The sequence below is a fragment of the Kitasatospora sp. NPDC048545 genome (assembly GCF_040651155.1).
Lineage (GTDB): Bacteria > Actinomycetota > Actinomycetes > Streptomycetales > Streptomycetaceae > Kitasatospora.
Genome location: NZ_JBEZIQ010000023.1, coordinates 59747 through 81379, shown reverse-complemented (window position 1 = coordinate 81379; position 21633 = coordinate 59747). Strand labels below are relative to the sequence as shown.

19 protein-coding genes are annotated in these 21633 nt (G+C 76.2%); 11 read left to right on the top strand and 8 right to left on the bottom strand.

Annotated features, from left to right (window positions below):
* The first annotated feature begins 5 nt into the window (after positions 1 to 5).
* From AB0D10_RS22235 to AB0D10_RS22205, 7 genes are all read left to right on the top strand, one after another.
* Entirely contained in the window at positions 6 to 1226 is a 1221-nt protein-coding gene (locus AB0D10_RS22235; protein ID WP_360259015.1) for a hypothetical protein, read from the top strand.
* Positions 1223 to 2869: a hypothetical protein gene (locus AB0D10_RS22230; protein ID WP_360259012.1), complete on the top strand. Its 1647-nt coding sequence runs from the start codon at positions 1223 to 1225 to the stop codon at positions 2867 to 2869. The genes AB0D10_RS22235 and AB0D10_RS22230 overlap by 4 nt, the downstream gene beginning before the upstream one ends.
* Positions 2866 to 4740 carry a TOMM precursor leader peptide-binding protein gene (locus AB0D10_RS22225; protein WP_360259010.1) on the top strand — a complete coding sequence of 625 codons (1875 nt, stop codon included), beginning with the start codon at positions 2866 to 2868 and terminating at the stop codon, positions 4738 to 4740. Before AB0D10_RS22230 ends, AB0D10_RS22225 begins: the two co-directional genes overlap by 4 nt.
* Before the next feature lie 24 nt (positions 4741 to 4764).
* The gene (locus tag AB0D10_RS22220) at positions 4765 to 6471 is read left to right on the top strand and encodes a thiopeptide-type bacteriocin biosynthesis protein (RefSeq protein ID WP_360259008.1); all 1707 of its coding nucleotides are present in this window, start codon (positions 4765 to 4767) and stop codon (positions 6469 to 6471) included.
* A gap of 71 nt (positions 6472 to 6542) precedes the next feature.
* Positions 6543 to 7313 carry a GNAT family N-acetyltransferase gene (locus AB0D10_RS22215; protein WP_360259006.1) on the top strand — a complete coding sequence of 257 codons (771 nt, stop codon included), beginning with the start codon at positions 6543 to 6545 and terminating at the stop codon, positions 7311 to 7313.
* Positions 7314 to 7689: 376 nt separating this feature from the next.
* A complete protein-coding gene (locus tag AB0D10_RS22210; protein ID WP_360259004.1) occupies positions 7690 to 7899 on the top strand; it encodes a hypothetical protein in 210 nt (69 codons plus the stop codon).
* Positions 7896 to 8507, top strand: coding sequence for a hypothetical protein (locus AB0D10_RS22205; RefSeq protein WP_360259002.1), 612 nt, complete (start codon positions 7896 to 7898; stop codon positions 8505 to 8507). The genes AB0D10_RS22210 and AB0D10_RS22205 overlap by 4 nt, the downstream gene beginning before the upstream one ends.
* Before the next feature lie 65 nt (positions 8508 to 8572).
* Here AB0D10_RS22205 and AB0D10_RS22200 read toward each other — a convergent pair whose 3' ends face one another.
* Positions 8573 to 9316, bottom strand: coding sequence for an SOS response-associated peptidase (locus AB0D10_RS22200; RefSeq protein ID WP_360259000.1), 744 nt, complete (start codon positions 9314 to 9316; stop codon positions 8573 to 8575).
* Positions 9317 to 9365: 49 nt separating this feature from the next.
* Complete coding sequence (locus AB0D10_RS22195) at positions 9366 to 10139, bottom strand: helix-turn-helix transcriptional regulator (RefSeq protein ID WP_360258998.1); 774 nt, start codon at positions 10137 to 10139, stop codon at positions 9366 to 9368.
* A 54-nt stretch (positions 10140 to 10193) separates the two neighbouring features.
* On the opposite strand from AB0D10_RS22195, the gene AB0D10_RS22190 reads away from it, so the two are divergent.
* Together AB0D10_RS22190 and AB0D10_RS22185 are read left to right on the top strand one after the other, a co-directional pair.
* Positions 10194 to 11426, top strand: coding sequence for an MFS transporter (locus tag AB0D10_RS22190; protein ID WP_360258996.1), 1233 nt, complete (start codon positions 10194 to 10196; stop codon positions 11424 to 11426).
* Between the two features lie 99 nt (positions 11427 to 11525).
* Positions 11526 to 12737: a saccharopine dehydrogenase NADP-binding domain-containing protein gene (locus tag AB0D10_RS22185; RefSeq protein WP_360258993.1), complete on the top strand. Its 1212-nt coding sequence runs from the start codon at positions 11526 to 11528 to the stop codon at positions 12735 to 12737.
* Positions 12738 to 12745: 8 nt separating this feature from the next.
* Here AB0D10_RS22185 and sigJ read toward each other — a convergent pair whose 3' ends face one another.
* Complete coding sequence (sigJ, locus tag AB0D10_RS22180; protein ID WP_360258990.1) at positions 12746 to 13702, bottom strand: RNA polymerase sigma factor SigJ; 957 nt, start codon at positions 13700 to 13702, stop codon at positions 12746 to 12748.
* A 191-nt stretch (positions 13703 to 13893) separates the two neighbouring features.
* Here sigJ and AB0D10_RS22175 point away from each other — a divergent pair, with 191 nt between their 5' ends.
* Positions 13894 to 14298, top strand: coding sequence for a hypothetical protein (locus AB0D10_RS22175; protein ID WP_360258987.1), 405 nt, complete (start codon positions 13894 to 13896; stop codon positions 14296 to 14298).
* Between the two features lie 77 nt (positions 14299 to 14375).
* Here the strand turns inward: AB0D10_RS22175 and AB0D10_RS22170 are convergent, their stop codons facing one another.
* From AB0D10_RS22170 to AB0D10_RS22150, 5 genes are all read right to left on the bottom strand, one after another.
* Positions 14376 to 14831, bottom strand: a complete 456-nt coding sequence (locus AB0D10_RS22170; RefSeq protein ID WP_360258984.1) for a hypothetical protein — start codon at positions 14829 to 14831, stop codon at positions 14376 to 14378.
* A gap of 202 nt (positions 14832 to 15033) precedes the next feature.
* On the bottom strand, positions 15034 to 17448 hold the full coding sequence (locus AB0D10_RS22165) for an RICIN domain-containing protein (RefSeq protein ID WP_360258981.1): 2415 nt from the start codon (positions 17446 to 17448) through the stop codon (positions 15034 to 15036).
* Between the two features lie 361 nt (positions 17449 to 17809).
* A complete protein-coding gene (locus AB0D10_RS22160; RefSeq protein ID WP_360258978.1) occupies positions 17810 to 18376 on the bottom strand; it encodes a rhodanese-like domain-containing protein in 567 nt (188 codons plus the stop codon).
* Positions 18377 to 18471: 95 nt separating this feature from the next.
* On the bottom strand, positions 18472 to 19221 hold the full coding sequence (locus AB0D10_RS22155) for a sulfite exporter TauE/SafE family protein (protein WP_360258975.1): 750 nt from the start codon (positions 19219 to 19221) through the stop codon (positions 18472 to 18474).
* The gene (locus AB0D10_RS22150) at positions 19218 to 19601 is read right to left on the bottom strand and encodes a rhodanese-like domain-containing protein (protein ID WP_360259133.1); all 384 of its coding nucleotides are present in this window, start codon (positions 19599 to 19601) and stop codon (positions 19218 to 19220) included. The genes AB0D10_RS22155 and AB0D10_RS22150 overlap by 4 nt, the downstream gene beginning before the upstream one ends.
* A gap of 548 nt (positions 19602 to 20149) precedes the next feature.
* Here AB0D10_RS22150 and AB0D10_RS22145 point away from each other — a divergent pair.
* A complete protein-coding gene (locus AB0D10_RS22145) occupies positions 20150 to 21535 on the top strand; it encodes an MBL fold metallo-hydrolase (protein WP_360258972.1) in 1386 nt (461 codons plus the stop codon).
* Positions 21536 to 21633: the final 98 nt, after the last annotated feature.

The following is a 21633-nucleotide window of genomic DNA, read 5'->3' as shown; positions in this document are numbered from 1 at the left end:
GTCCGATGCGTGACCCCGCCGACGGCCCGGAGAGCGCCGTGACCGCCGTGACCGCCGTGACCGCCGTGACCGCCGTGACCGCCGTGACCGCCGTGACCGCCTGTGACGTGGTCCTGACCTACTACCAGCCCATGAAGGCCCGCGCGCTGCGCGAAGCCGTGCTGCCGCAGGCCCGGCAGGCGGTGGCGGACGGGCTGCAGGCGCACATCGAGCGGCACTGGCGGTTCGGCCCGCACCTGCGGCTGCGACTGCGCGGCCCGCACGCTCGGGTGGCCGTCGCCGCGGAGCGCGCGGCCGAGGCGTTGCGGACGTGGACGGCGGCGCACCCGTCGGTCGCCGACCGGACGGACGAGCAGCTGCTGGCCGAGGCTGCCGTCGCCGGACGGGTCGAACTGGTGGCGCCGCCGTACGGGCCGCTGGTGCCGGACAACACCGTCCGGGTGGAGCCCGTCGACCCGGCCGCCGAGCAGTCCCTCCGCGCCCTGCTCGGTACCGAATCCGCCGACCTGCGCGATGAGTTGCTGCGCCTCGGGCTGCCTGCGATCGGCTCCGGGTCCGCCTTCCTCGGCGCGCACGGCGACGCGTCGGCGGCCCGGGTGCAGCTGGTGGTGGCGGCGCTCGCGGCGCACGCCGCCGCACACCCGGAGGGGCTGATCGGCGGCCACTACTCGATGCTGTCGCACCTGGAGGACTTCCTCGTCCACGAGGACCAGGACGGCAGCCTGCGGGCCGACTTCGAGCGGCGCTGGGAGCAGGTCGGCGGCGCCGTCACGGCCCTGGTCGGCCGGATCACCGACGGCGGGGCGAGCGGCTGGGAACGGGACTGGGCGCACTGGTCGGCGACCGCCTGGACGATGGCGGAGCGGCAGCTGGCCGCAGGCGCCGACCTCGGCGGCAGCCGTGAGGAGTACCGGGAGCGCGCGGCCACGATCGGCGACCCGGAAACCGCCGCCCGCTGGGACTTCGACCTGCGCACCCGCTACAGCGAGTTCCACCGGCTGCTGCACCGCTCGGACCCCCGAGGCACCATGTGGACCCGCCCGGACTACCTGATCTACCGGGCCTGCACCAACGGCCTGTACCGGCTGTTCGCGATCTGCGACGTCCGCCCGGTGGAGCGCTACCTCGCCGCCCACCTGGTGGTCCGCAGCGTGCCCGCGCTCACCGGGCACCGCTGGCAGGACCGGGTGGACGAGGTCATCGCCGCGGTGGAGGGCGCCGCGTGACGGCCGCGGAAAAGCCGTCCGTGCGGCCCCACCTGCGCCCCGGAGTGGCGGTGACCCCGCTGCGGGACGGCCTGCACCTGCGCGGACGCGGCACCAGCCTCACCCTGGAGGGCAGCCGCGCCCTTCCGGTTCTGTGGAAGCTGCTCGCCGCCCGGCTCGCCCCCGGTTCGGACGCGGCGGCCCAGCCCGCCGTCGAGCCGAAGGTGGCGGCCGCGCTGGCCACCGTCACCGCCCGGCTGCGCGAGCACGACCTGATCGTGGACCACCCGGACGGCGCCCGGCTGCCGACGTGGACCGGCGCAGTGGCGGACGAACCGGACGGCGCGGCGGCGGCGCTCGCGGCGGCCCACCCGGTGGTGGCCGCCGCCGACCCGGACGGCCCGGTGGCCCGGGCGGTGGCCGGTGCGCTCGCCCGGGGCGGGACGGCGGCGCCCACGGTGGTCGCCGAACCCGGGCTGCCCGCCGGGCAGGTGGTGCTCTCGGCGGGCGAACCGCCGATGGCGGTCGCTGTCCGGTGCGGCGCGGACGGCGGCTTCGTCACCGCGCCCGCCGGCCCGGCCCGCACCCGGGCGGACGCGATCGCCCTCGCCGCCCGACTGGACCTCGGCCGCGGCACCGGGCATCCGGCCGCGCTGCCGGCGCTGCTCGCCGCCGCCGGCGCCCAGCGGCTGCTCTGCGCGATCGCCGGCCTGCCCGACCCGGGCGAGCCCGCCGACGACCCACGCCTGCTCACCGGCCGCCCCGCCGTCCTGCTCGCCGAAGCCCGCCCGCCGCGCGCCGAGCACCATCCGTGGGCGGCGGGCGCGGGCGCCGCCGCCGAACCACCCGGGGACCTCGCCGAGGCGCTGCGCCGGGTCACCGCCCTCGGCGACCCGCGGCTGGGCGTCCTCGACGCGCCGTCCCCCGGGGGCCTTCCGCAGCTGCCCGTCGCCCTGGTCTCCTGCCGCACACCGACCGGCACCCTGACTGCCGGTGCGGCCCGGACGGACCTCGCCCGGCTGGCCGCCGCCTGCCGGACCGCCGAACTGCACCTGGCCGCCGTCGACGGGGGAACGGCGACGGTCGTCGGCGCCGACCCGGACCACGCGCTCGGCCGGGCCCTGCGCCGGGCCGCCCTCGACCTCGCCGCCCCGGACGGGTCCGAGCTGCCGGAGTCGGTCTGGCGCGGGCATCCGCAGGCCGCGCACTGGTGGGAGGTGCTGGCCCGCTGCCTCGACCGCCCGCCGGTCCTGACGGTCCGTCAATTCGGCAGTGACCGGGCGTACCTGGCCGATGTAGAGGGCGGCCGGGCGGTGGAGGCCGCCCCCGCCGACGCGGTCGCGCACGCCGCCCTCGCCGCCCTCACCCGCCTCCTCGCCGGGGACCACGGCCCGGCAGCCGGCCACCACACCGCCCTCGACGGCGCGGCCGCCCCGCTCGCCGCCGCGGGCCGCGCCCCGGCCGCCTGGACGGACGAGGGCTCCACCGACCGCTGGCTCGCCGGACTCGCGGACCGGGAATCGGACGTGCGCACCACCCTCCAACGGCTGACCGGCCTGCGGACCGCCCCCTGGCGGCCCGCCGCCCCCGAGGCCCACCCGCTCGCCAACGCCCTCGACGGCTGCGGGTTCACCGTGCTCGTCCGGATCGGAGACGGCCGATGAACGACCTCCCGGTGCTCACCCCGGCGCAGGCGCTCGCCACTACCGGCGGCACCGCCGTCGTCCACCTCACCGAGTGGACCCTCGGCCTCGCCGTCGAGCTCAGCCGCCACGCCCTGGCCCGTCCCGTCCGCCTGGTCCCGGTGCGCGAGGACGGTGCGCTGACCCTGGTCGGCCCGGTGCTGCACCCCGGCGCCCCGGCGTGCCTCGGCTGCACCGAGTACCAGCGGCTCGCGACGGCGGGCGGCCGGGTGCCCTGGCAGAGCCCCGACCTGGCGCTCGCGGGCACCGGTACCCCGGCCTTCGACGAGGCGGTGGCCGCGCTCGCCGCCGAACTGGCCGAGTCGTCCGACGGGAGCGAGGCGACCGTCCACCTCGTCAACGGCGCCCGGGCCACCTGGTCCACCCACCGGGTCCGCCCCGTCGGTGGCTGCCCCGTCTGCCGTCCGCTGCCCGCCGACACCCCGGAGTCGGCCCGGCTGTCCGCGACACCCCGCCCGTTGCCCGACCCGGCGGTGCTGCGCGGCCCCAACGACCGCACGGGGGCCGAGCAGTTGCGGGCCGAACTGCACGACGAGCGCTTCGGCCCGGTCCGCCGGCTGTTCCGCACCGAGGACTCGGCGTTCGCCCTCACCACCGCCTGGGTGACCGACGGCCGGGCGGTCGACGACGGTGGGTACGGCCGGGCGGTGGACTTCCGCGCCAGCGAACGGGTGGCGCTGTTCGAGGCCGTGGAACGGTACGCCGGGATGCGGCCGCTCGGACGCCGGACCGTCCTGCGGGCCTCCTACGCGGACCTCGCGGGCGACAGCGATCCGGGTGCGGTCCTCGACCCCGTCCGGCTCGGCCTGCCCGACGCCGACCACCCCGGCCACCCCGCCGCCACCACCGTCCGGTACACCCCGGACCTGGTGCTCGACTGGGTCCACGGCTGGTCGCTCACCCACCGTCGCCCGGTCGCCGTCCCCGAACACGTCGCCTACTGGGACCTGCCGGACCGCGACCGCCCCCGCGTGGTCTACGAGTCCTCGAACGGCTGCGGGCTCGGCAACAGCCCCCAGGAGGCCGCGCTCTACGGCCTGTTCGAGGTCGCCGAACGCGACGCCTTCCTGATGGCCTGGTACGCCCGCACCCCGCTGCCCGGCATCGCCGTCCCCACCGACGACCCGCAGGTCGCCGACCTCGCCGCCCGTGCCCGCCTGCTCGGCTACCGGCTCACCCTGCTCGACGCCACCAACGACCTCGGCATCCCCGCGGTGATCGCCCTCTGTCGCCACGAGGGCGGACACCCGGACGCCCCGCGGACCCTCCTCGCGGCCGGCGCCCACCACGACCCGCTGACCGCGATCCGCTCCGCCGTCGCCGAGGTCGTCACCAACGTCCAGGAGGCCCCGCACCGCTCCACCGCGCCGGGCGGCCCGCGCGACCCGCAGCGGCTGCGGCCGATGCTCGAACGGCCCGACCTCGTCGTCGGCCTGGACGACCACGTCGGGCTGAACGCGCTGCCCGAGGCCCGGTCCCGGCTGGACTTCCTCTTCGCCGGACCGCCCCCGGTGCCCTGGACGGAGCGCCGGCCCGATGCCCCCGCACCGGTCACCGACCTGACCGACCTGCTGGAGCGGACCGTCGCCCGGCTCGCCGGAGAAGGCCTGGACGTCATCGTGGTCACCCAGGACGAGCCCGGCGTCCGCGACCGGCTCGGCCTGCACTGCGCCAAGGTGATCGTCCCCGGCACGCTGCCGATGACCTTCGGCCACGTCAACCGGCGTACCCGGGGCCTGCCGCGCCTGCTGGAGGTCCCGCACCGGCTCGGCCGCACCCCGGAACCGCTGCGCCACGACGAACTGCCGCTCCACCCGCACCCGTTCCCCTAGCCGTCCGGGAAGGACACTCCGACCATGAAGGACGCGACGACCGTGCAGGACACACCGACCGTGCCGACCGCCCCCACCCCCGGCTGGCACAGCCTGCATCTCGCCCTGCCGCTGCCCGCCCACGAGGCGGACGCCTTCCTCACCGCCGACCTCGCCCCCCTGCTGGACGGCCTCCCCGACACCGACTGGTTCTTCATCCGCTACAGCGAGGGCGGCCCCCACCTGCGGATCCGCCTCCGCAGCGCCGGCCCGCCGCCCGCCACGCTCGCCGCCGACCTCACCCGCCTCGCCACCCGCCGCACCCCCCTCGACGGGCCCTGGGCGGCGCGGCACGGCGAGGTCGCCGAAGTCCCGTACGAGCCCGAGACCGCGCGCTACGGCGGCCCGGCCCTGCTGCCGATCGCCGAGGACCTGTTCACCGACTCCACCCGCACCGCCGTCCACGCCCTGCGCGCCCTCCAGGCGGCCCCCGAGTCCCGTCTGCCGCTCGCCCTCGACCTCGCCCACACCACCGCGCACGCCCTCGGCCTCGACGAACTCGCAGCCTCCCGCTGGCTGCGCCGCCACGCCGCGTCCTGGCGCTGGGTCACCGAGTTCCAGGCGCTGCCCGGCGCTGCCGTCCACACCCGGGTCAACACGGTGTTCGCCCGGCAGCGGCAGGCCCTGGCCGGGCGCGCCCGGGCGCTGCGCACGGCCCTCGACGCGGGCACGGCCGCCACCTGGTTGGGCGACTGGGCCGCCGTCGTCGCCGAGTCCGCAGCTCGGATGCGGACCGCCGCGGCCGTGGAGCGGAGCGCCCCGGGCCACGCCGTCCGGGCGTCCGCGGAGCGGCTCGGCTGGGTCTGGGCCTCCCAGCTGCACATGCTGTTCAACCGGCTCGGCGTCGGCCCCGACGAGGAACGGGCGGTCTGCCGCCTCGCCGCCCGGACCCTGCTGGAGACCGGGCAGCCGTTCACCTTCTTCCCCGCCGACCACCACGCCCCGGACCACCAGTACCTGGAACGCAGCAAGTTCCAGATCGGCCGCACCGAGGACACCACGCTGCGCGACCTGCCACCCTCCCCGGCCCCGCAGCCCGCGCCGGGCGACGTCCCGCTGCCCGCCGAACCCCTGCCGGCCGTCACCCTCGCCGAGGCCCTGCAGACCCGCCGCTCCACCCGCGGCGCCCTCACCGGCCCGCTCACCGCCGCCACCCTCGGCGGCGTGCTGTGGCCGGCCCACGCCGAGAATCCCGGCACCGGCCACCGCCCGTACCCCAGCGCGGGCGCCCTGCACACCGTCCGCCTGCGCCTGATCGCCCTCGCCGTCGACGGCCTGCCCGCCGGCACCTACCACTGCCTGCCGGAACACCGCAGCCTGCGCCCCATCGGCCCGCCACCCGCGCTCGACGACCTCAAAGCCCTCTCCTCGTACACCTCCCGCCCGGCCGCCGACCCGGTCGCGATCGACATCGACGAGGCCCCCGCCGTCCTCGCCGTCTACCTCGACCTCGGTCGCCTGCGCCGCCGCTACGGCCTGCGCGCGCTGCGCCTCGGCCTCCTCGAAGCCGGCCACCTCACCCAGAACCTCCTCCTCACCGCCGGCGCGCACGGCCTCGGCACCACCCCCCTCGGCGGCGTCCAGGACGACCTCGCCCACGAACTCCTCGGCCTGGACGACCTGGAGGAGCCGATCCAGTACCTGCTGCCCCTGGGGAGGCCGGTGGCACCCCGGCCGGGAGTGCCCGGGTGACGACGGGGCCGAGCGGACGCCGGTCGACCGCCGGCTGCGGCCCGCCGGGCGGGAACCCGTAGAGTTCCGGCATGCCGGATGACGAACTGCAGCGGATCAACGCCTTCCTGGCCGGGTTCGCCCGCCTGCGGGCCGAGCGGACGGTCGAACTCCCCGGCGGGTTCGCCGTGTTCGACGACCGCTTCGCGGGCTCGTGGTCGAACAACCAGGTCGTCGTGGACGGCACCGACACGGATCCGGCCGCCCTGCCCGGCCTCGTCGACGAGGTGATGGGCGAGCGGCCGTTCCGCGTCGCGGCCGTGCTGGACGGGGAGTTCGGGCTGGCGTGCGTGGAGCCGTTCCGGCGGGCGGGGTACCGGCACAGCACCTACCTGGTGATGCTGCACACGAGCCCGGTTCCCGCCGCCGACGGCGGCGCCGTCGAGGAGGTCGACCTGGAGGCGCTCCGCCTGCCGCTCGCGGCGAGTTGGCGGGCGGTGCTCCCGGACGCGGGCGAGGACGTGGTCCGGCAGCTGGTCGACCGGCGGGAGGCGTGCCGGCGAGGCGCCGAGGACGTCCGGTTCCTCGGCGCGCGGGCGCGGGACGGAGCGGTGGCCGCCTGGGCCGACCTCTACCTCGAACCCGCCAGGGGGATCGCCCAGATCGAGGACCTGATGACCGCCGAGGCACACCGGCGGCGCGGCCACGCCGACGCCGTGCTCGCCGCCGCCCTGCGCCGCGCGGCCGCGGCGGGCTGCGGCACCCGCTTCCTGATCGCGGAGTCCGACGACTGGCCCCGGGACTGGTACGCGCGCCGGGGCTTCGAGGTCATCGGGCACTCCCACGGCTTCGAGCGCACCTGACCGGGCACGGAGTGGATCTGACGGTTCGTCGGCGCAAGGGATCTGACGATCCGCCAGTCACCACGCTCATGAGACGTCCGACGTCACCTCCCACTCCGGTCCACGGATGCGACCGCCGTCCGGGTTCACCGGCCGGCGAAAAACCGGAGAAGAACCTCCGCAGCGTCAAACGTGCCCGAAAAGGCCGCAGGTGAAGCGGGCGGAATCGTGCACGTCCCTTCCTGTCGCCGAACGGATCTGACAGCATCGTCCGCTGTCCGGCGACCCCCGCCGGTGATCCGCCACGCCGGCGCGCGCCGAGCGCCGCCGGCTCTCGTCGAGCGCCGCCGGACGTCCACGGGTGGTCGAATCGTGCCCGGACGGGGCCGGAGGACATGTGACCGGCCGCGCGGGCACCGCCGTGCCCACCACCGACACCGAGCGCCGCCCGGCCCCCCGGCCCGCGCGCTGGGTCCGTACCCGGGTGCGCGCCGACCTGCCGCCCGCGCTGCTGACGGCGGCCCTCGCCTTCGTCACCGTGTTCCTCGCGGCCGCCCTTCCCCGGGTCGCGACCGGGGCGCCGACGCCGCGCTGCGCGACTACGTGACTCACCGCAGCCTGCACGAGACCAGCCTGCGGTACACCTCCCTCACCCGCCCCGGCGACGACTCCGCCGAACTCGCCACCGTGCAGCGGTCGCTCACCGCGCGCATCGCCCCGGCCCTGGCACTGTCCCCGCCCGGTGCGGCCCGCGGCACCAGGGCCGTCGCCCGGGGCGACCTGAACAACCCCGGGTACCGCACCCGCACCACCGTCGCCTCCTTCGTGAACGGACGCGACGCCCGGCTGCTGGTCGGCGCGACCGGTTGGCCGGACCTGCGGGTCGACTCCTATCTGCCGGACACCCTCGGCCGGGCCGACGCCCGGTACCGGGCCGCGATGCCCCTGAGCGCGATCGGCCCGGCCGGTGTCGCGGGCGTGGCCGTCGTGGTGCTCTGCCTCGCCGCGCTCACCGCGACGGCCCTGCTCGGGCCCGCCTTCGACCTCTCCACGCTGGTCGGCGCCAAGGTCGGCCACACCCTCGCCCCGACCCTGCTCCCCGTCCTCCTGCCCACCGCGGGGCTGGCCCTGCTGGTCTGCCTCGCCGTCGTGCTGGACACCCTGGCCGCCGGCCGGCGGCGCCTCACCACCGAACTCCGCGCCGGGGACCGCTGACGGCCGTGATCACGGAAGGACGTGCCCGGACCCCTCGGCCCGGCGTGCCCGTCCTCGTCGGACCGTCAGTCCGCGAGGCCCAGCGGGTCGGGGGCGGTGTCCAGCAGTTCGGGGCCGTTGTTGCGGACGCTGTTGACGGTCGTGGGGACGGCACGCACGCGCAGGTCGCCGTCGGCGGGGCGGCGCAGCAGGTGGTGGAGTTCGGCGGGGTCGGTGTGGGCGGGGGAGAGCCAGCCGGGGACGTCGTCGGGGGCGATGGTGAGCGGCATCCGGTCGTGGACGCGGCCGGCGCTGTCGGTGGCGTCGGTGGTGATGACGGTGGCGGTGGCGAGCCAGGCCAGCGGGTCGTCGTCGGCGCGGGTGCGGTCGCGCCAGAACTCGTAGAGGCCGGCCATCAGCATCACGCCGCCGGTGCTGAGGAAGTACGGCTGCTTGTACGTCTTGCGATCGGCTGCGGCGGGCACCTCGCGCCACTCGAAGTAGCCGTCGGCGGGGATGACGCAGCGGCGGGCGGTGAAGGCCTTGCGGAAGGCGGGCTTGGTGTCGACGGTCTCCGAGCGGGCGTTGATCATGCGGGCGCCGCCGGACGGGTCCTTGGACCAGGACGGGACCAGGCCCCAGCGCAGCGGCCGCAGTTGGCGCAGCACCTCGCCGGTGTCCCGGTCGACGCGCTCCAGCACGGCCGGCACCGGGTCGGTGGGGGCGACGTTCCAGCTGGGCGCGAAGGTCTCGGCCGGGTCCCAGCGGAGCTCTCCGAGCAGCGAGACGAGGTCCTGGGGCGTGGTGGTGGAGACGAAGCGGCCGCACATGCCCCCCAGCCTGCCACCCGGGGCGGACAACCGGCGCGCGGCCCGCCCCTCAGCGTGGCGCGGTCGCTCCTGGCGCGTGCCCGTCCGGTGCCCGTCCGCCCGGGGTGTGGCCGAAGGTGCGGCGGAAGACGTCGATGAAGGCGCTGGCGGAGGACCAGCCGCAGCGGTGGGCGACGGCGGTGACCGGCAGGCCGTCGGCGAGCAGCACCAGGGCGTGGTGCAGCCGTCGTTGGGTGCGCCACTGGGGGAAGGTCATGCCGAGGTCGGTGCGGAAGAGCCGGGAGAGGGTGCGGTCGCTGGCGCCGACGGCGCGGCCGAGTGCGGTGAGGGTGCGGCTGTCGGCCGGGTCGGCGTCCAGCAGGGCGCACACGGCGCGCAGCACGGGTGCGGTGGGTGTGGGCAGGTGGAGCGGCTGCCGGGGTGAGGCGCGCAGTCGGTCGAGCAGGACGGCGCGCAGCCGGGCGCGTTCGGGGCCGTGGTCCTCGGGGGCGCGGGTGTAGGCGACGATCAGCTCGCGCAGCAGCGGGCCGACGGCGAGGACGGTCGGCCGGTCGAGGGTGAGCGGGTTGTCGGTGGCGGGCAGGCCGACGAGGTGGAGTTCGAGGGTGCCGTGGGCCTGGTGGGCGTGGACGGTGCCGGCCGGGATCCACAGGGCGCGGTTGCCGGGGGCGACCCAGGATCCGGCGTCGGTGGTGATGGCGAGGACGCCGCGGGCGGCGTAGGCGATCTGGTGGTCGTCGTGCCGGTGCGCGTCGATCTCGCCGCCGGGCGGCAGGAGTTGGGCGCGGGTCGGGGCGACGGGATCGTGGCGGATTTGCGGCATTGTCTGGCAGATTATCGGAAGTCCGACAGGGGGTGCGGCCCCGAGCATGGCGGCATGTCGAAACGAACGCACGACGCCGGGTCGATCCTGCTGCTCTCCGTCGGTCACGCCTGTGTGGACGTCTACCAGGGCGCGGTGGCCGCGCTGGTGCCGTTCTTCGTGGCCGAACGCCACTACGGGTACGCCGCGGTGTCCGGGGTGGTGCTCGCCGCTTCGCTGCTGTCCTCGGTGGCGCAGCCGCTGTTCGGGGCGCTCACCGACCGCCGTCCGCTGCCCTGGCTGCTGCCGGTCAGTACGCTGCTCGGCGGGGCGGGCATCGCGCTGAGCGGGGTGAGCGGCTCGTACGGGCTGACGCTCGCCTTCGTGGCGCTGTCCGGGGTCGGGGTGGCGGCCTATCACCCGGAGTCGGCCCGGGTGGCGCGACTGACGGCGCAGCGGATGCGGGGCGGGCGGGGCGGCCATCGGGGCATGGCCTGGTTCTCGCTGGGCGGCAACCTGGGTTTCGCCGCGGCCCCGCTGCTGGTCGGGGCCGTGGTCGGGTGGGGCGGGCTGCGGCTGACCCCGCTGCTGGTGCTGCCGGCGCTGGCGGGCACCGCGCTGTGCCTGCCGGTGCTGCGGGAGCTGGAACGGCGGCGCGCGTCCGGGGCGGAGCCGCCGCGGCCCGTGGCCGCGGACGACCGGGCGTCCTTCGTGAAGCTGTCGCTGGCCGTGGTGTGCCGTTCGATCGCCTTCGTGGGGCTGAGCACCTTCCTCGCGCTGTTCGTCACCCGGCGGCTGGGCGGGGGTGCGGCGACGGGCACGGCGGCGCTGGTGGTGCTCTATGCGGGTGGCGCGGTGGGCTCGGTGCTGGGCGGGGCGCTGGCGGACCGGTGGGGGCGGGTCGCGGTGGCCGGCCGGTCGTACCTGGTGGCGGCGGTCGCGGTGGCCGGGGTGCTGCTGGTGCCGGGGCCGGCGCTGTACCTGTGCGTGGCGCTGACCTCCGCGGGGCTGTACGTGCCGTTCTCGCTGCAGGTGACGCTGGGGCAGGACTACCTGCCGTCGCGGATCGGCACGGCGAGCGGGATCACGCTCGGCCTGACGGTGAGCATCGGCGGCTTGGCGGGCCCGCTGATCGGTGCTCTCGCGGACGCGACCTCGCTGCGGACGGCGCTGCTGCCGCTGGTGCTGATGCCGGTGGCGAGCTGGGCGCTGTTCCGGACGCTGCCGGAGCCGGTGACGCCGGAGTCGGTGGTGCCGGAGCCCGGCGTGGTGGTGCGGGAGGGGGCGGCGGTGCGGGCCCGGCGGTAGACCCGAAGGTTTCGTTCATATCTGATACGGTCGTTCTGAAAACGAGCGATCGTTGGGTGGCGTGCGGCAGCTCCTGGCCTCGCAGGACCACCGGAAGGGATGACGACCATGAAGGTGCTCGCCCTCGGCGGAGCCGGCGCGACGGGCCGGGTCGCCGCCCGCGTCGCGGCCGGGCTCCCCGGCGTCCACGAACTCGTGATCGCCGACCGCGACCTGCCCGCCGCCCGGCGCGCGGCCGCCGCGCTCGCCGCCGCGACGGTCGTCCCGGTGCGGGCCCAGCGGGTGGACGTCACCGACCCGGCGGGCCTGCACGCCGCCCTCGGGGCGGCCGACGCCGTGCTGAACACCGTCGGGCCCTACTACCGCTTCGGCCTCGACGTCCTGCGCGCCGCGATCCGCGCCCGTACCGACTACCTCGACATCTGCGACGACTGGGAACCCACCGTCGCGATGCTGGAACTGGACGGCGAGGCCCGCGCCGCCGGGGTGCGCGCCGTGATCGGCATGGGCGCCAGCCCCGGCGTCAGCAACCTGCTCGCCGCCCGGGCAGCCGCCCGCCTCGACACCCTGACCGACGTGTACACCGCCTGGCCGGTCGACGCCGGCCCCCGACCGGGCGGTTCGCCGCCCGACACCTCGCCGCCCGAGCCCTCGCTGCGCGACGCGAACGGCGCCGTCTCGGCCGCCGCCGTGCACTGGATGCAGCAGATCAGCGGCACCGTCGCGGCGGTCGAGGACGGCCGGATCGTACGGCGCCCTCCGCTGCGCCCCGTCACCCTCGACCTGCCCGGCGGCCACCGGGGGACGGCGTACACCGTCGGCCACCCCGAACCGGTCACCCTGCACCGCAGCCTGCGGCCCACCGGAGAGGCCGCCAACCTGATGGTGGTCCGAGCCGGCACCGCCGCCTACCTCGACGTGCTGCGCGCCGACCTGGACGCCGGGCGGCTCAGCAATGAGACCGCGGCCGCGGACCTGGACGGCCCCACCCTGCGCCGCGTCCTGCGCGCCGCCGGCCGGGCTCCCCGCCTGCGCGGCCCGGGCACCCTCCCGCCGTTCTTCGCCGCCGCCACCGGGACGCGGGACGGCCGGCCGGCGGCGGCCCTGGCGCGGCTCACCGGCGCGGACGGGCTGCTGGCGGACATGGCCGAGGCGACAGGTGTGCCCGCCGGGCTGGCGCTGGCCCAACTGCTGGACGGGACGGTGGGGCCGGCGGGGGTGCACCCGCCGGAGGCGGCGGTCGACGCGGAGCGGTTCTTCCGCGACCTGGCGCGGGAGTGCCCGGGGGTGGAGGTGGTGGAGGAGCTGTAGACGGGGCCTCAGCGGGGGAGCGGCCGGTCCTCCGTCCAGGGGCGCAGCTTCTCCGGGTTGCGGACCGCCCAGATCCGGGTGACGCGCTCGCCGTCCACGTCGAAGGCCGCCACGGTCGCGGTGACCCCGGCGTACCGGGCCACCAGACCGGGGCGGCCGTTGACGGTCCGTTCGAGGAGGGTGAGCCCGGGGGCCCGGCCGGCGAAGTGGATCAGGTACCGGGCGATCCGTTCGCCGCCCACGACCGGGCGCAGGGCGGTGCCGACCGTCCCGCCGCCGTCGGCCGCCATCGCGGCGTCGGGGGCGAGCAGACCGACCAGGGCCGCGATGTCCCCGGCCTCCCACGCCTCCTTGAAGTGCCGCACCAGAGCGGCCTGTCCCGCTCTGGGCGCCGTCGGCACCTGCGCGGCGCGGACCCGCCGACGGGCCGAGGAGGCCAGCTGCCGGCAGGCCGCCGGGGTGCGGCCGACGATCCCGGCCACCTCGGGGAAGGGGTACCGGAAGACGTCGTGCAGGACGAACGCCACCCGCTCGGCCGGTGTCATCGCCTCAAGGACGACGAGCAGGGCCATGTTCACCGACTCGTCGAGGGTGACCCAGTCGGCCGGATCCGCCGGCTCCTCCCGGCCGCCGCCCGGCCCGCCGATCCACTCCGTGCGGTCGGGCAGCGGCTCGGGGATCCACTCGCCGACGTAGCGTTCCCGGCGCACCCGCGCCGACCCGAGCAGGTCCAGGCAGACCCGGGTGGCCACCGTCGTCAGCCAGGCGCCGGGCGAGACGATGTCCGCCCGCCGCCCCGGCGCCATCGCGTACCAGCGGGCGTACGTCTCCTGCACGGCGTCCTCGGCCTCGGCCAGCGAACCGAGCAGCCGGTAGGCGAGGTTGATCAGCTGCCGCCGCTCGCCGACGACCGTGCTCAGGCCCGGTTCGGTCCGGTCGTGCCCCGGCTCGGATGGGGTGTTCATGATCGGGGCCGCTCCCTGGTTCCGCTCGTCCGTCGGCGTCCGTGCCGCCGCTTCCACCCTTTCGACGAAACGGCGCACCGGACTGTGAGGCGGATCGGCGACGGAACCCGCCTCACACTTCGCGGGCCCGCGTCGTCGGACCACCGGGACACTATCGATCACCGCCGCGAGGCAGAAGAGGGGACCGCGTCATGGCCACACCGACGACGGCAGCAGTACACCGCAGCACCGGCTTCCTGCGGGCCGCGATCGCCCTGCAGACGGCGGCCGTCCTCTTCCAGGCGGTCACGGCCGGCCTGCTGCTGTCCACCTCCGCCGGGGAGGTGCTGCACGGCGTCGGGGCGCGCGTGATGTACGGGGCGTCGATGCTGTACGTGCTCGCCGCGGTCCTGGCGTGGCGGCCGGGCGGCGGATCGCCCCGGCCGGTCCTGCACGCGGCCGGCTTCCTGGTGCTGGCCTCGGCGCAGGTCGTCCTGGGCATCGCGCACGTCCCGGCGGTCCACGTCCCGCTGGGCGTGCTGATCTTCGGCCTGAGCGTGGCGGCCCTGGTCCGGGACCCGGCCGCCCGCGCCGTGCGGCCGTCCGACGCCCGGTAGCGGCGGCCCGCGGCCGCGTCCGGCGGATCCCCGCCCGGGGACCGCCGGAGGCGGCGTCGGTGGTACCGGAACGCGGCTCAGGAGGCCTGGGTCTCCGCGACGCCGGCCGTCTCCGGCGCGTCGTCAGGAGCGTCCCCCGGCACGGCGTTCGGCGCGTCGTTCGGCGCGTCGTCCGGGGCGTCGTCCGGGGCGTCGTGCTGCGCGGCGCTCCGTGCGGCGTTCTGCGCGGTGCTCGCGACGGACCGTCCGGTGGTACGGGGTGCGGTGCGTTCCCCGGCGTGTCGGCAGGTCCCGCAGGTGTTCCAGTGGGGGAGGACCGACGCCCGGCCGGGGTCGCCCGCGCGGAGCGGGGCCAGGGTCATCTCGGAGGTGTCCAGGCCGCACAGGGTGAGGGGCCCGCAGAGGCCCGACGCCTCCGCGAGCGCGGTGTGGGCCCGGCGCACGGGGTAGTCGGGGTGCGCCGGGGAGTGGGCCGACCCCAGGAGTCGGACGTTGGTCGGGGTGTCGCGTTCCAGCACGATGACGGTGTCCATCTCACCAACGTCTCCCCGGGGCGGACCGGCTGCACCCGCACAGTGGCATCCGGACCAGCCGCACGGGCGGCCTCCGGCGCGTCGGGCGTCCGCCGGGACGCGCCGGAGGCCGCCCCGCAGACGGGCCGCGGCCGGCCGGGTGGGCCGGCCGGCCGCGGGTGGTGCGGTGTGGGGACCGGCGGTGTGGTGGTGCGGTGTGGGGTCAGTCGGTGACGGCCGCGGTCGCGGAGCGGCCGGGCGCGAGGGTGACGGTGACACAGGTGTAGGTGACGCCGTCGACGACCGCGGTGCGGGCGGCCCGCGGCCCTCCGTCGACGGTGGTGCGGGCGTGCTCCCCCCGGAAGCGGGCCTCCCAGGTGAGCGGCTCGGTCCCGGTGTTGGTGACGGTGCTGCGCCGCTCGCCGTCGTGGCGGACGGTCACCGTGCCGCTGCCGACGGGGATCGACGCGACCTGCAGCCAGCCCATCGAGGCGGGCAGCCGGGAGGTGGTGGCGAGTGTGCCGTTCGCGGCGTCCGGTTCGACGCCGAGCAGGCCCTGGACGGTCTGGGCGAGCAGGGTGAACGGCACCTCGGGGTAGTCGCCGTTGAGCATCCGCCCGCTCGCGTGCAGGGCGCCGACGTTCTCGTAGACGTACCGCATCCACTTCCAGGCGGTGGCGCCGTCGTCGGCGGCGAGGAAGGCGTCCGGCAGGTAGGTGTAGGCCTCCAGGTTGGCCGAGCGGTCGGGCCCGGAGTCTGCGGCGTCGATGGCGGCGAGGAGGCCGTCCCGGCGCGGCCCGGGGTCGAGGAGCTGCTTGACCGGCATCAGCACGCTCGCCTCGTAGCCCCAGCCGGTGACCGGTGCGCCGGTGGTGTCGTAGCCGTGCACGACCTCGCCGGGCTGCCGGGCGTCGACGCTCCAGGTGGAGTTGACGTAGGACCGCAGCGCCCCGGCGGCCTGGCGGTACCCGGCGGCGGAGGCGGTGTCGCCCCGGGCGTCGGCCAGCGTGGCGGCGGCGAGGTAGGCCTGGTACTGGGAGCCCAGCGCGTCACCGGACTCGGCGTACGTGCCGGTGGCGTTCTCGGCGTAGCCGGCCGTGCCGGCGAAGATGCTCCGGCTGGTGGCCTGCGGGATCGGCAGGCCGCCGTTGTCGATCGGGCCGGGGTGCCGGGCGATGAACGGGCCGAGGGTGTTGCGGACGTACGTGCCGAACGCGGGGTCGTCGGCGTAGTCGTGGTCGCCGGTCCAGCGGTAGGCCTCACCGGCTTTCTGGACCAGTTCGAAGGGTGCGGGCAGCTCCCGGACGAAGCGGTCCGGACCGCGGTAGTCGATGGCGCCGTACGTCCGGGCGTCGAAGTCGAGCGCCCAGACCGGGTAGAGCCCGTTCACCTCGGTGGCGGAGGCGGCGAAGCCGCGCAGCATGGTCTTGTTCTCGGCGTCCAGGCCGAGCAGGTGGGCGCCGACCAGCTGGTGGGCGAAGTCCCGGCTGTAGAAGGCGGACCGGAACGGGTAGCCGGCCCAGTACGTGGTGTCGTAGACGGTGCTTCCGGTGCCGCCGGGGTGGTTCTCGTCCATGTCGAGGACACCGGTCGTGCCGGCCTGCTGGACCCAGCTGTTGGCCTTGGTCTTGGCCCAGTCGAACAGGGCGGCCACCTCCGGGTCGGAGGAGGTGGCGACCGGGTCGTCGGGGGCGGCCGGGGCGACGGCGGCGTCGTCCACGTTGACCCAACCGGTGGGTGAGGAGCCGATGGTGAGGACGATGCGGTCACCGGCGGCGACCCGGATCCGGGGGAGGGTGTACTTCGCGTAGGTGGGCTGCTCGGGGAGGTCGAGGGAGCGCACCACGGTGCCGTTGACGCTGACCGAGAAGCTGCCGCCGGCCCCGCCGGTCGCGATCCACGCGGACAGGTCGTAGCCGCCCGCGGTGACGGCCGTCGCCTGGTGGCTGACCGCGTAGCCGGTCCCCGCGTCGAGGTAGGCGAGGCGGGCGCCGCCGTGCGGGTTGTTGGTCGCGATGCCGGTGTGCGCGGTGAGCGTCCAGCCGTCGGCGCCCTGTTCGAAGCCGGGGTTGGCGAGCACGAGGGGCTCGGTGCGGGTGAGCGTCCAGCGGTGCGCCGGCCGGGCGTCGCAGCGGCCGTGCGCGGCCGGCGGAGACCCGGCCTGCGCCGGGGGCGTGGCCCGGCCGGGCGTCGGGTCGGCGGTCAGGCAGGCGCCGGTGCCGCGTACGGCGAGGGTGTACGTGCCCTGCGGGGCGCGGGAGACGGTGAAGCGTTCGGCGTCGGGGGAGGTGCCGCAGTCCGCCGTGGCGGGCCGGTGGCCGGGGCCGTCGAGGGTGAGGCAACGGCCGGTCGCGGCGTTGACGAGCCGGTAGTCGCCGTCGGCGCGGCGCAGCTGCCAGCGCTGGCTGAGCAGCCGGCGGCAGTCCGCACCGGTGACCGGGGCACCGGGGGCGGACTGCGCGAACTGCGGGCCGAGGCAGCTGCCGTCCAGCGCGGAGCCGAGGAGGTAGCTGCCGCCGTCCACGAGCGGTGCCCGGTCGTCGGCGAACGCCGGTGCGCCGCCGAGGGCTTGAGCGGCGAGGACGGCCAGGAGCAGGAGACCGGACGGTAAGGCGCGGGTGCGGGCGCGGGGCGGCATGGCGGGTCCTCTTCCGGTCGGGTGGTTGACGAGTGAGCGTTTGAACGTTCAAATCAATGCGGGAGGCATCGCATGTGATGGGTGACATTTCACATGTTCGGACAAGCCGCGTCAACGGCCGCGCGTCAGCGGCCGCATGCCGACGGCCGTCCGGCAGCGGCTGTGTGGCGGCGGCTGTGTGACGCCGGTCCGTCCGGGGCGGCCGTGACGGCGGTCCGTCCGGGGCGGCCGTGACGGCCGCGATGCGTCCGGGTCGGCCGTGTGGCGCCGGTCCGTCCGGTGTGGTCCGCCCGGAGCTGCGGGGCCCCTGCCCGACGGGGGTGGGCAGGGGCCCCCGCGATGCGGGGTCGCAGCCGGGGGCTCAGCGCCCGAGCGCCGCGAGCGTGTCGTCGAGCGTGGGCCCGCCGGGGCGCGGGCGGTTGTGCGGGAGCTTGGCGAGCATCGAGCCCATCGCGCAGGTGTTGGTCAGCGCGGAGGACGACAGCCCGGCGCCGACCGCGGCGGAGACCCAGCGGGCGCGGGGTCGGGCGAGGCCGATCAGCACCCCGGCGAGGACGAGCGAACCTGCCACGAACCGGATTTGGCGGTCCATCGACCACACCGCGCGGGCGCCGGCGGCCCGGTCCAGCTGCTGTCCGGCGCCGGACCAGGCGTTGGTGCCGCCGGTCAGGGTGAGGGTCGGGATCCCGGCGGCGGCGAGTCGGCGGCAGGCGTCGTCGGCGCGCGGTCCGGCGGCGCAGACGACGGCGAGCTCGTTCTGTTCGGCGGCGTCGCGCAGCGCGGGCAGGGCGCGGTCGAGCTGGTCGAGCGGGATGTTCAGTGCGCCGGGGATGTGGCCGACGGCGTACTCGCCGGGGGAGCGGACGTCGATGAGGGTGAGCTGCCCGAGGCGGGGCTTGAGCTGCTCGACGGTCAGCGGCGTGGTCATGGGGGTCCTCTCGGGGTGGTGGGGGAATCGGCGTGACCGGCCCGGCCGGCGGGGTGTCGAGGATCGGTTCCGGTGGGCCGTCGGGGAGTCCGTGGTCAGCCGAGCGCGGTGACCAGCATCAGCGCGGCGACGGCGAGCAGGGCGATGGCGAAGGACTTCCGCAGGGTCCGCCCGCTGAGCTTGTCGGCGAGCCGCTTGCCGTCCCAGGCGCCGAGGATCGCGGCGCCGGTGAAGGGCGCGGCCACGGCCCAGTCGATCGCGCCGGTCGCGCCGAGCCGGGGGAGCAGGGCGGCGAGGGAGTTGGCGGTGATGACCAGCAGGCTGGTGCCGACCGCCTCGGCCATGGTGAAGGCGAGCACCGAGACCAGGGCGGGGACGGCGAGGAACCCGCCGCCGACGCCGAGCAGCCCGGTGACGGCGCCGAGGCCGGCGCCCGCCGCGGTGGAGCGTCCGGTGCCGGCGGCGGAACGTTCCTCCGCTGCCGCCCTGGGCGGCATCAGCATCCGCCAGGCCGCGAGCGCCGCCAGTACCGCGAAGGCGCCGGTCAGCAGCCCGCCCGGCAGGTGCGCGGACAGCGCTCCGGCCGCCGCCGCCGCGGGCAGACCGGCGGCGGCGAACAGCGCACCCGTCCGCCAGCGGACCCGGCCCGCCCGGGCGTGGGCGAACAGTCCGGTCAGCGAGGTCGCGGCGACGATCACCAGGCTGGCCGTGGTGGCCGTCGCCGGGCTGAAGCCGAGCAGGTAGACCAGGGCGGGCACGGCGAGCATGCTGCCGCCTCCGCCGAGCCCGCCCAACGCCAGCCCGACGATCGCGCCGGCGGCGAGCGCCAGCAGCAGCGCGGTCATATGACGCGCCCGGGGCCGCCGCCGGGCGTGGTGACCGGCAGGCCGGCCCCGGCCCAGGCGCCCATGCCGCCGGTCACGTTCAGCACCTCGACGCCGCGCTGCGCGAGCAACTCCGCGGCGCGCTGCGACCGGTGACCGGAGCGGCAGATCGCCAGGACGGTCCGCCCGGCCGCCGCGGGCGGCAGCGGGACGCCCGCGACCAGGGCGATCAGCGGTTGGTGCAGCGCGCCGGGGGCGTGGCCGGCGGCGAACTCACCGGCCTCCCGGACGTCGAGCAGGACGGCGGTGCCGGTACGGGCGAGCCCCCGGGCCCGGGCGGGCGTGGTCTGCCCGGGCGCGCCCCGCTCACCCCGGTCGCCCCGGTCGCCCCGGTCGGGCAGGTCGGGCAGGTCGGGAACGCCCCGGTGGGGGGAGCGCTGTTCGAGGCGGCGCTGATCGGGGCGGCGCTGATCAGGGGCAGGCGGCAGCTGGGGCAAGGGACTCTCTCCGGTGGTACGGGCCGGACGGCGGGCGGTCCGGCGGATCGGGGGTTGCCGCGGCCGCCCGTACGGGCCGGACGGCTCGGTGCGGCGGTGGTGCGGCGGTGTCGGCGCTTCCTCGGCCCCGCTCGTCCCTGGATCGGTGGCGGCGGCCGGTCCCCCTCGATGCCCACCATAGTACCCCCGGGGGTATTATCGAAATGTTCGGCGATACCCCCGCCGGTATCGGTCCCCGGTGGACGCATGCCTGCATGTATGCCGAGGGGGGGTATCCAGCGCCGCGTTGCGGCGCCCGTTGCCACCTGCCACCCAGGAGGGCTGCCCGGGCGCCGACAGTTCGGCCCACATGATCGGCCGCGCCCGCCTCGACTCCCGTCGAGAAAAATACCCCCCGGGGTACACTCGGATATCTATCCCGGCCCGTCAGAACCCGACAAGGAGACAACCCTGTGATCTTCAGTCAGTACTACCTCGACTGCCTCTCCCAGGCGTCCTACCTGATCGCCGACGAGCGCACCGGCCAGGCCGTGATCGTCGACCCCCGCCGGGACGTCGACGAGTACCTCGCCGACGCCATGGCGCGTGGCCTGACCGTCGTCGGCGTCATCAACACCCACTTCCATGCCGACTTCCTGGCCGGTCACCTCGAACTGGCCGACCGCACCGGCGCCTGGATCGGGTACGGGCAGCGCGCCGAGACCGAGTACCCCATCCGCAAGCTCGCCGACGGCGAGCGGATCGAACTCGGCGACGTCACCCTGCAGATCCTGGAAACCCCCGGCCACACCCCCGAGTCCATCAGCATCCTGGTCTTCGAACAGCCCGACGACACCGTCCCGTACGGCGTGCTCACCGGGGACGCGCTGTTCATCGGCGACGTCGGCCGTTCCGACCTGCTCGCCTCCACCGGCGTCACCGCCGCCGAACTCGGCGCGATGCTCTACGACAGCGTCCACCGCAAGCTGATGGCCCTGCCCGACGAGACCCTGGTCTTCCCCGCCCACGGCGCCGGCTCCGCCTGCGGCAAGAACCTCTCCACCGACCGCCACTCCACCATCGGCGCGCAGCGGCGGACCAACTACGCCTGCCAGCCCATGGACCAGGAGACCTTCGTCCGCATCGTCACCGCAGGCCAAGCCACCGCGCCCGCCTACTTCGGTCACGACGCCGCCCTCAACCGGCAGGACCGCCCGCTGCTCGACCGCACCAACGCCGCCCGGCCCCTGTGTCCCGAAGGCTTCCAGGAGGCCCGCACCGCAGGCGCCGTCGTCCTCGACGCCCGCAGCCCCCAGGACTTCGGCGCGGGACACATCCGCGGCGCCGTCAACGTCCCCCTCGACGGCCGCTTCGCCGAACAGGCCGGCACCGTCCTCACCCCCGACCGCACCATCGCGATCATCGCCCCGCAGGACCGCGAGGACGAAGTCATCACCCGCCTCGCCCGCATCGGCTTCGACCACATCGCCGGCTACCTGCGCAACCCCGCCAACGCCCTGCCCGCCCTCTCCGACGACCTCACCACCGCCGGCCGTCTCACCGCCGACCGGCTCCGCACCGCCCTCGCCGGCGAGCAACCCCCCACCGTCCTGGACGTACGCACCTGCAGCGAACGCGAAACAGGCTCCATCGAAGGATCCCTGCACATCGCCCTGACCGATCTCCCCCACCGCCTGAACGAGATCCCCACCGACCGCCCCCTGGTCGTCCACTGCGCCGGCGGCCACCGCTCGTCCATCGCCGCCAGCCTGCTGCGCCACCACGGCCGCACCGACGTCTCCGACCTCCTCGGCGGCTACGATGCCTGGCACACCCTCACCCACCCCGCCCGAGCCTGATCCCGGCCGTCCCGGCCCACCCACGTCCGGGCCGCGTGGCGATCCTGAGGGTTGCCCCCCGCCACGTGCCCCCAGGACACCAACCCAGCGGCGCCCCG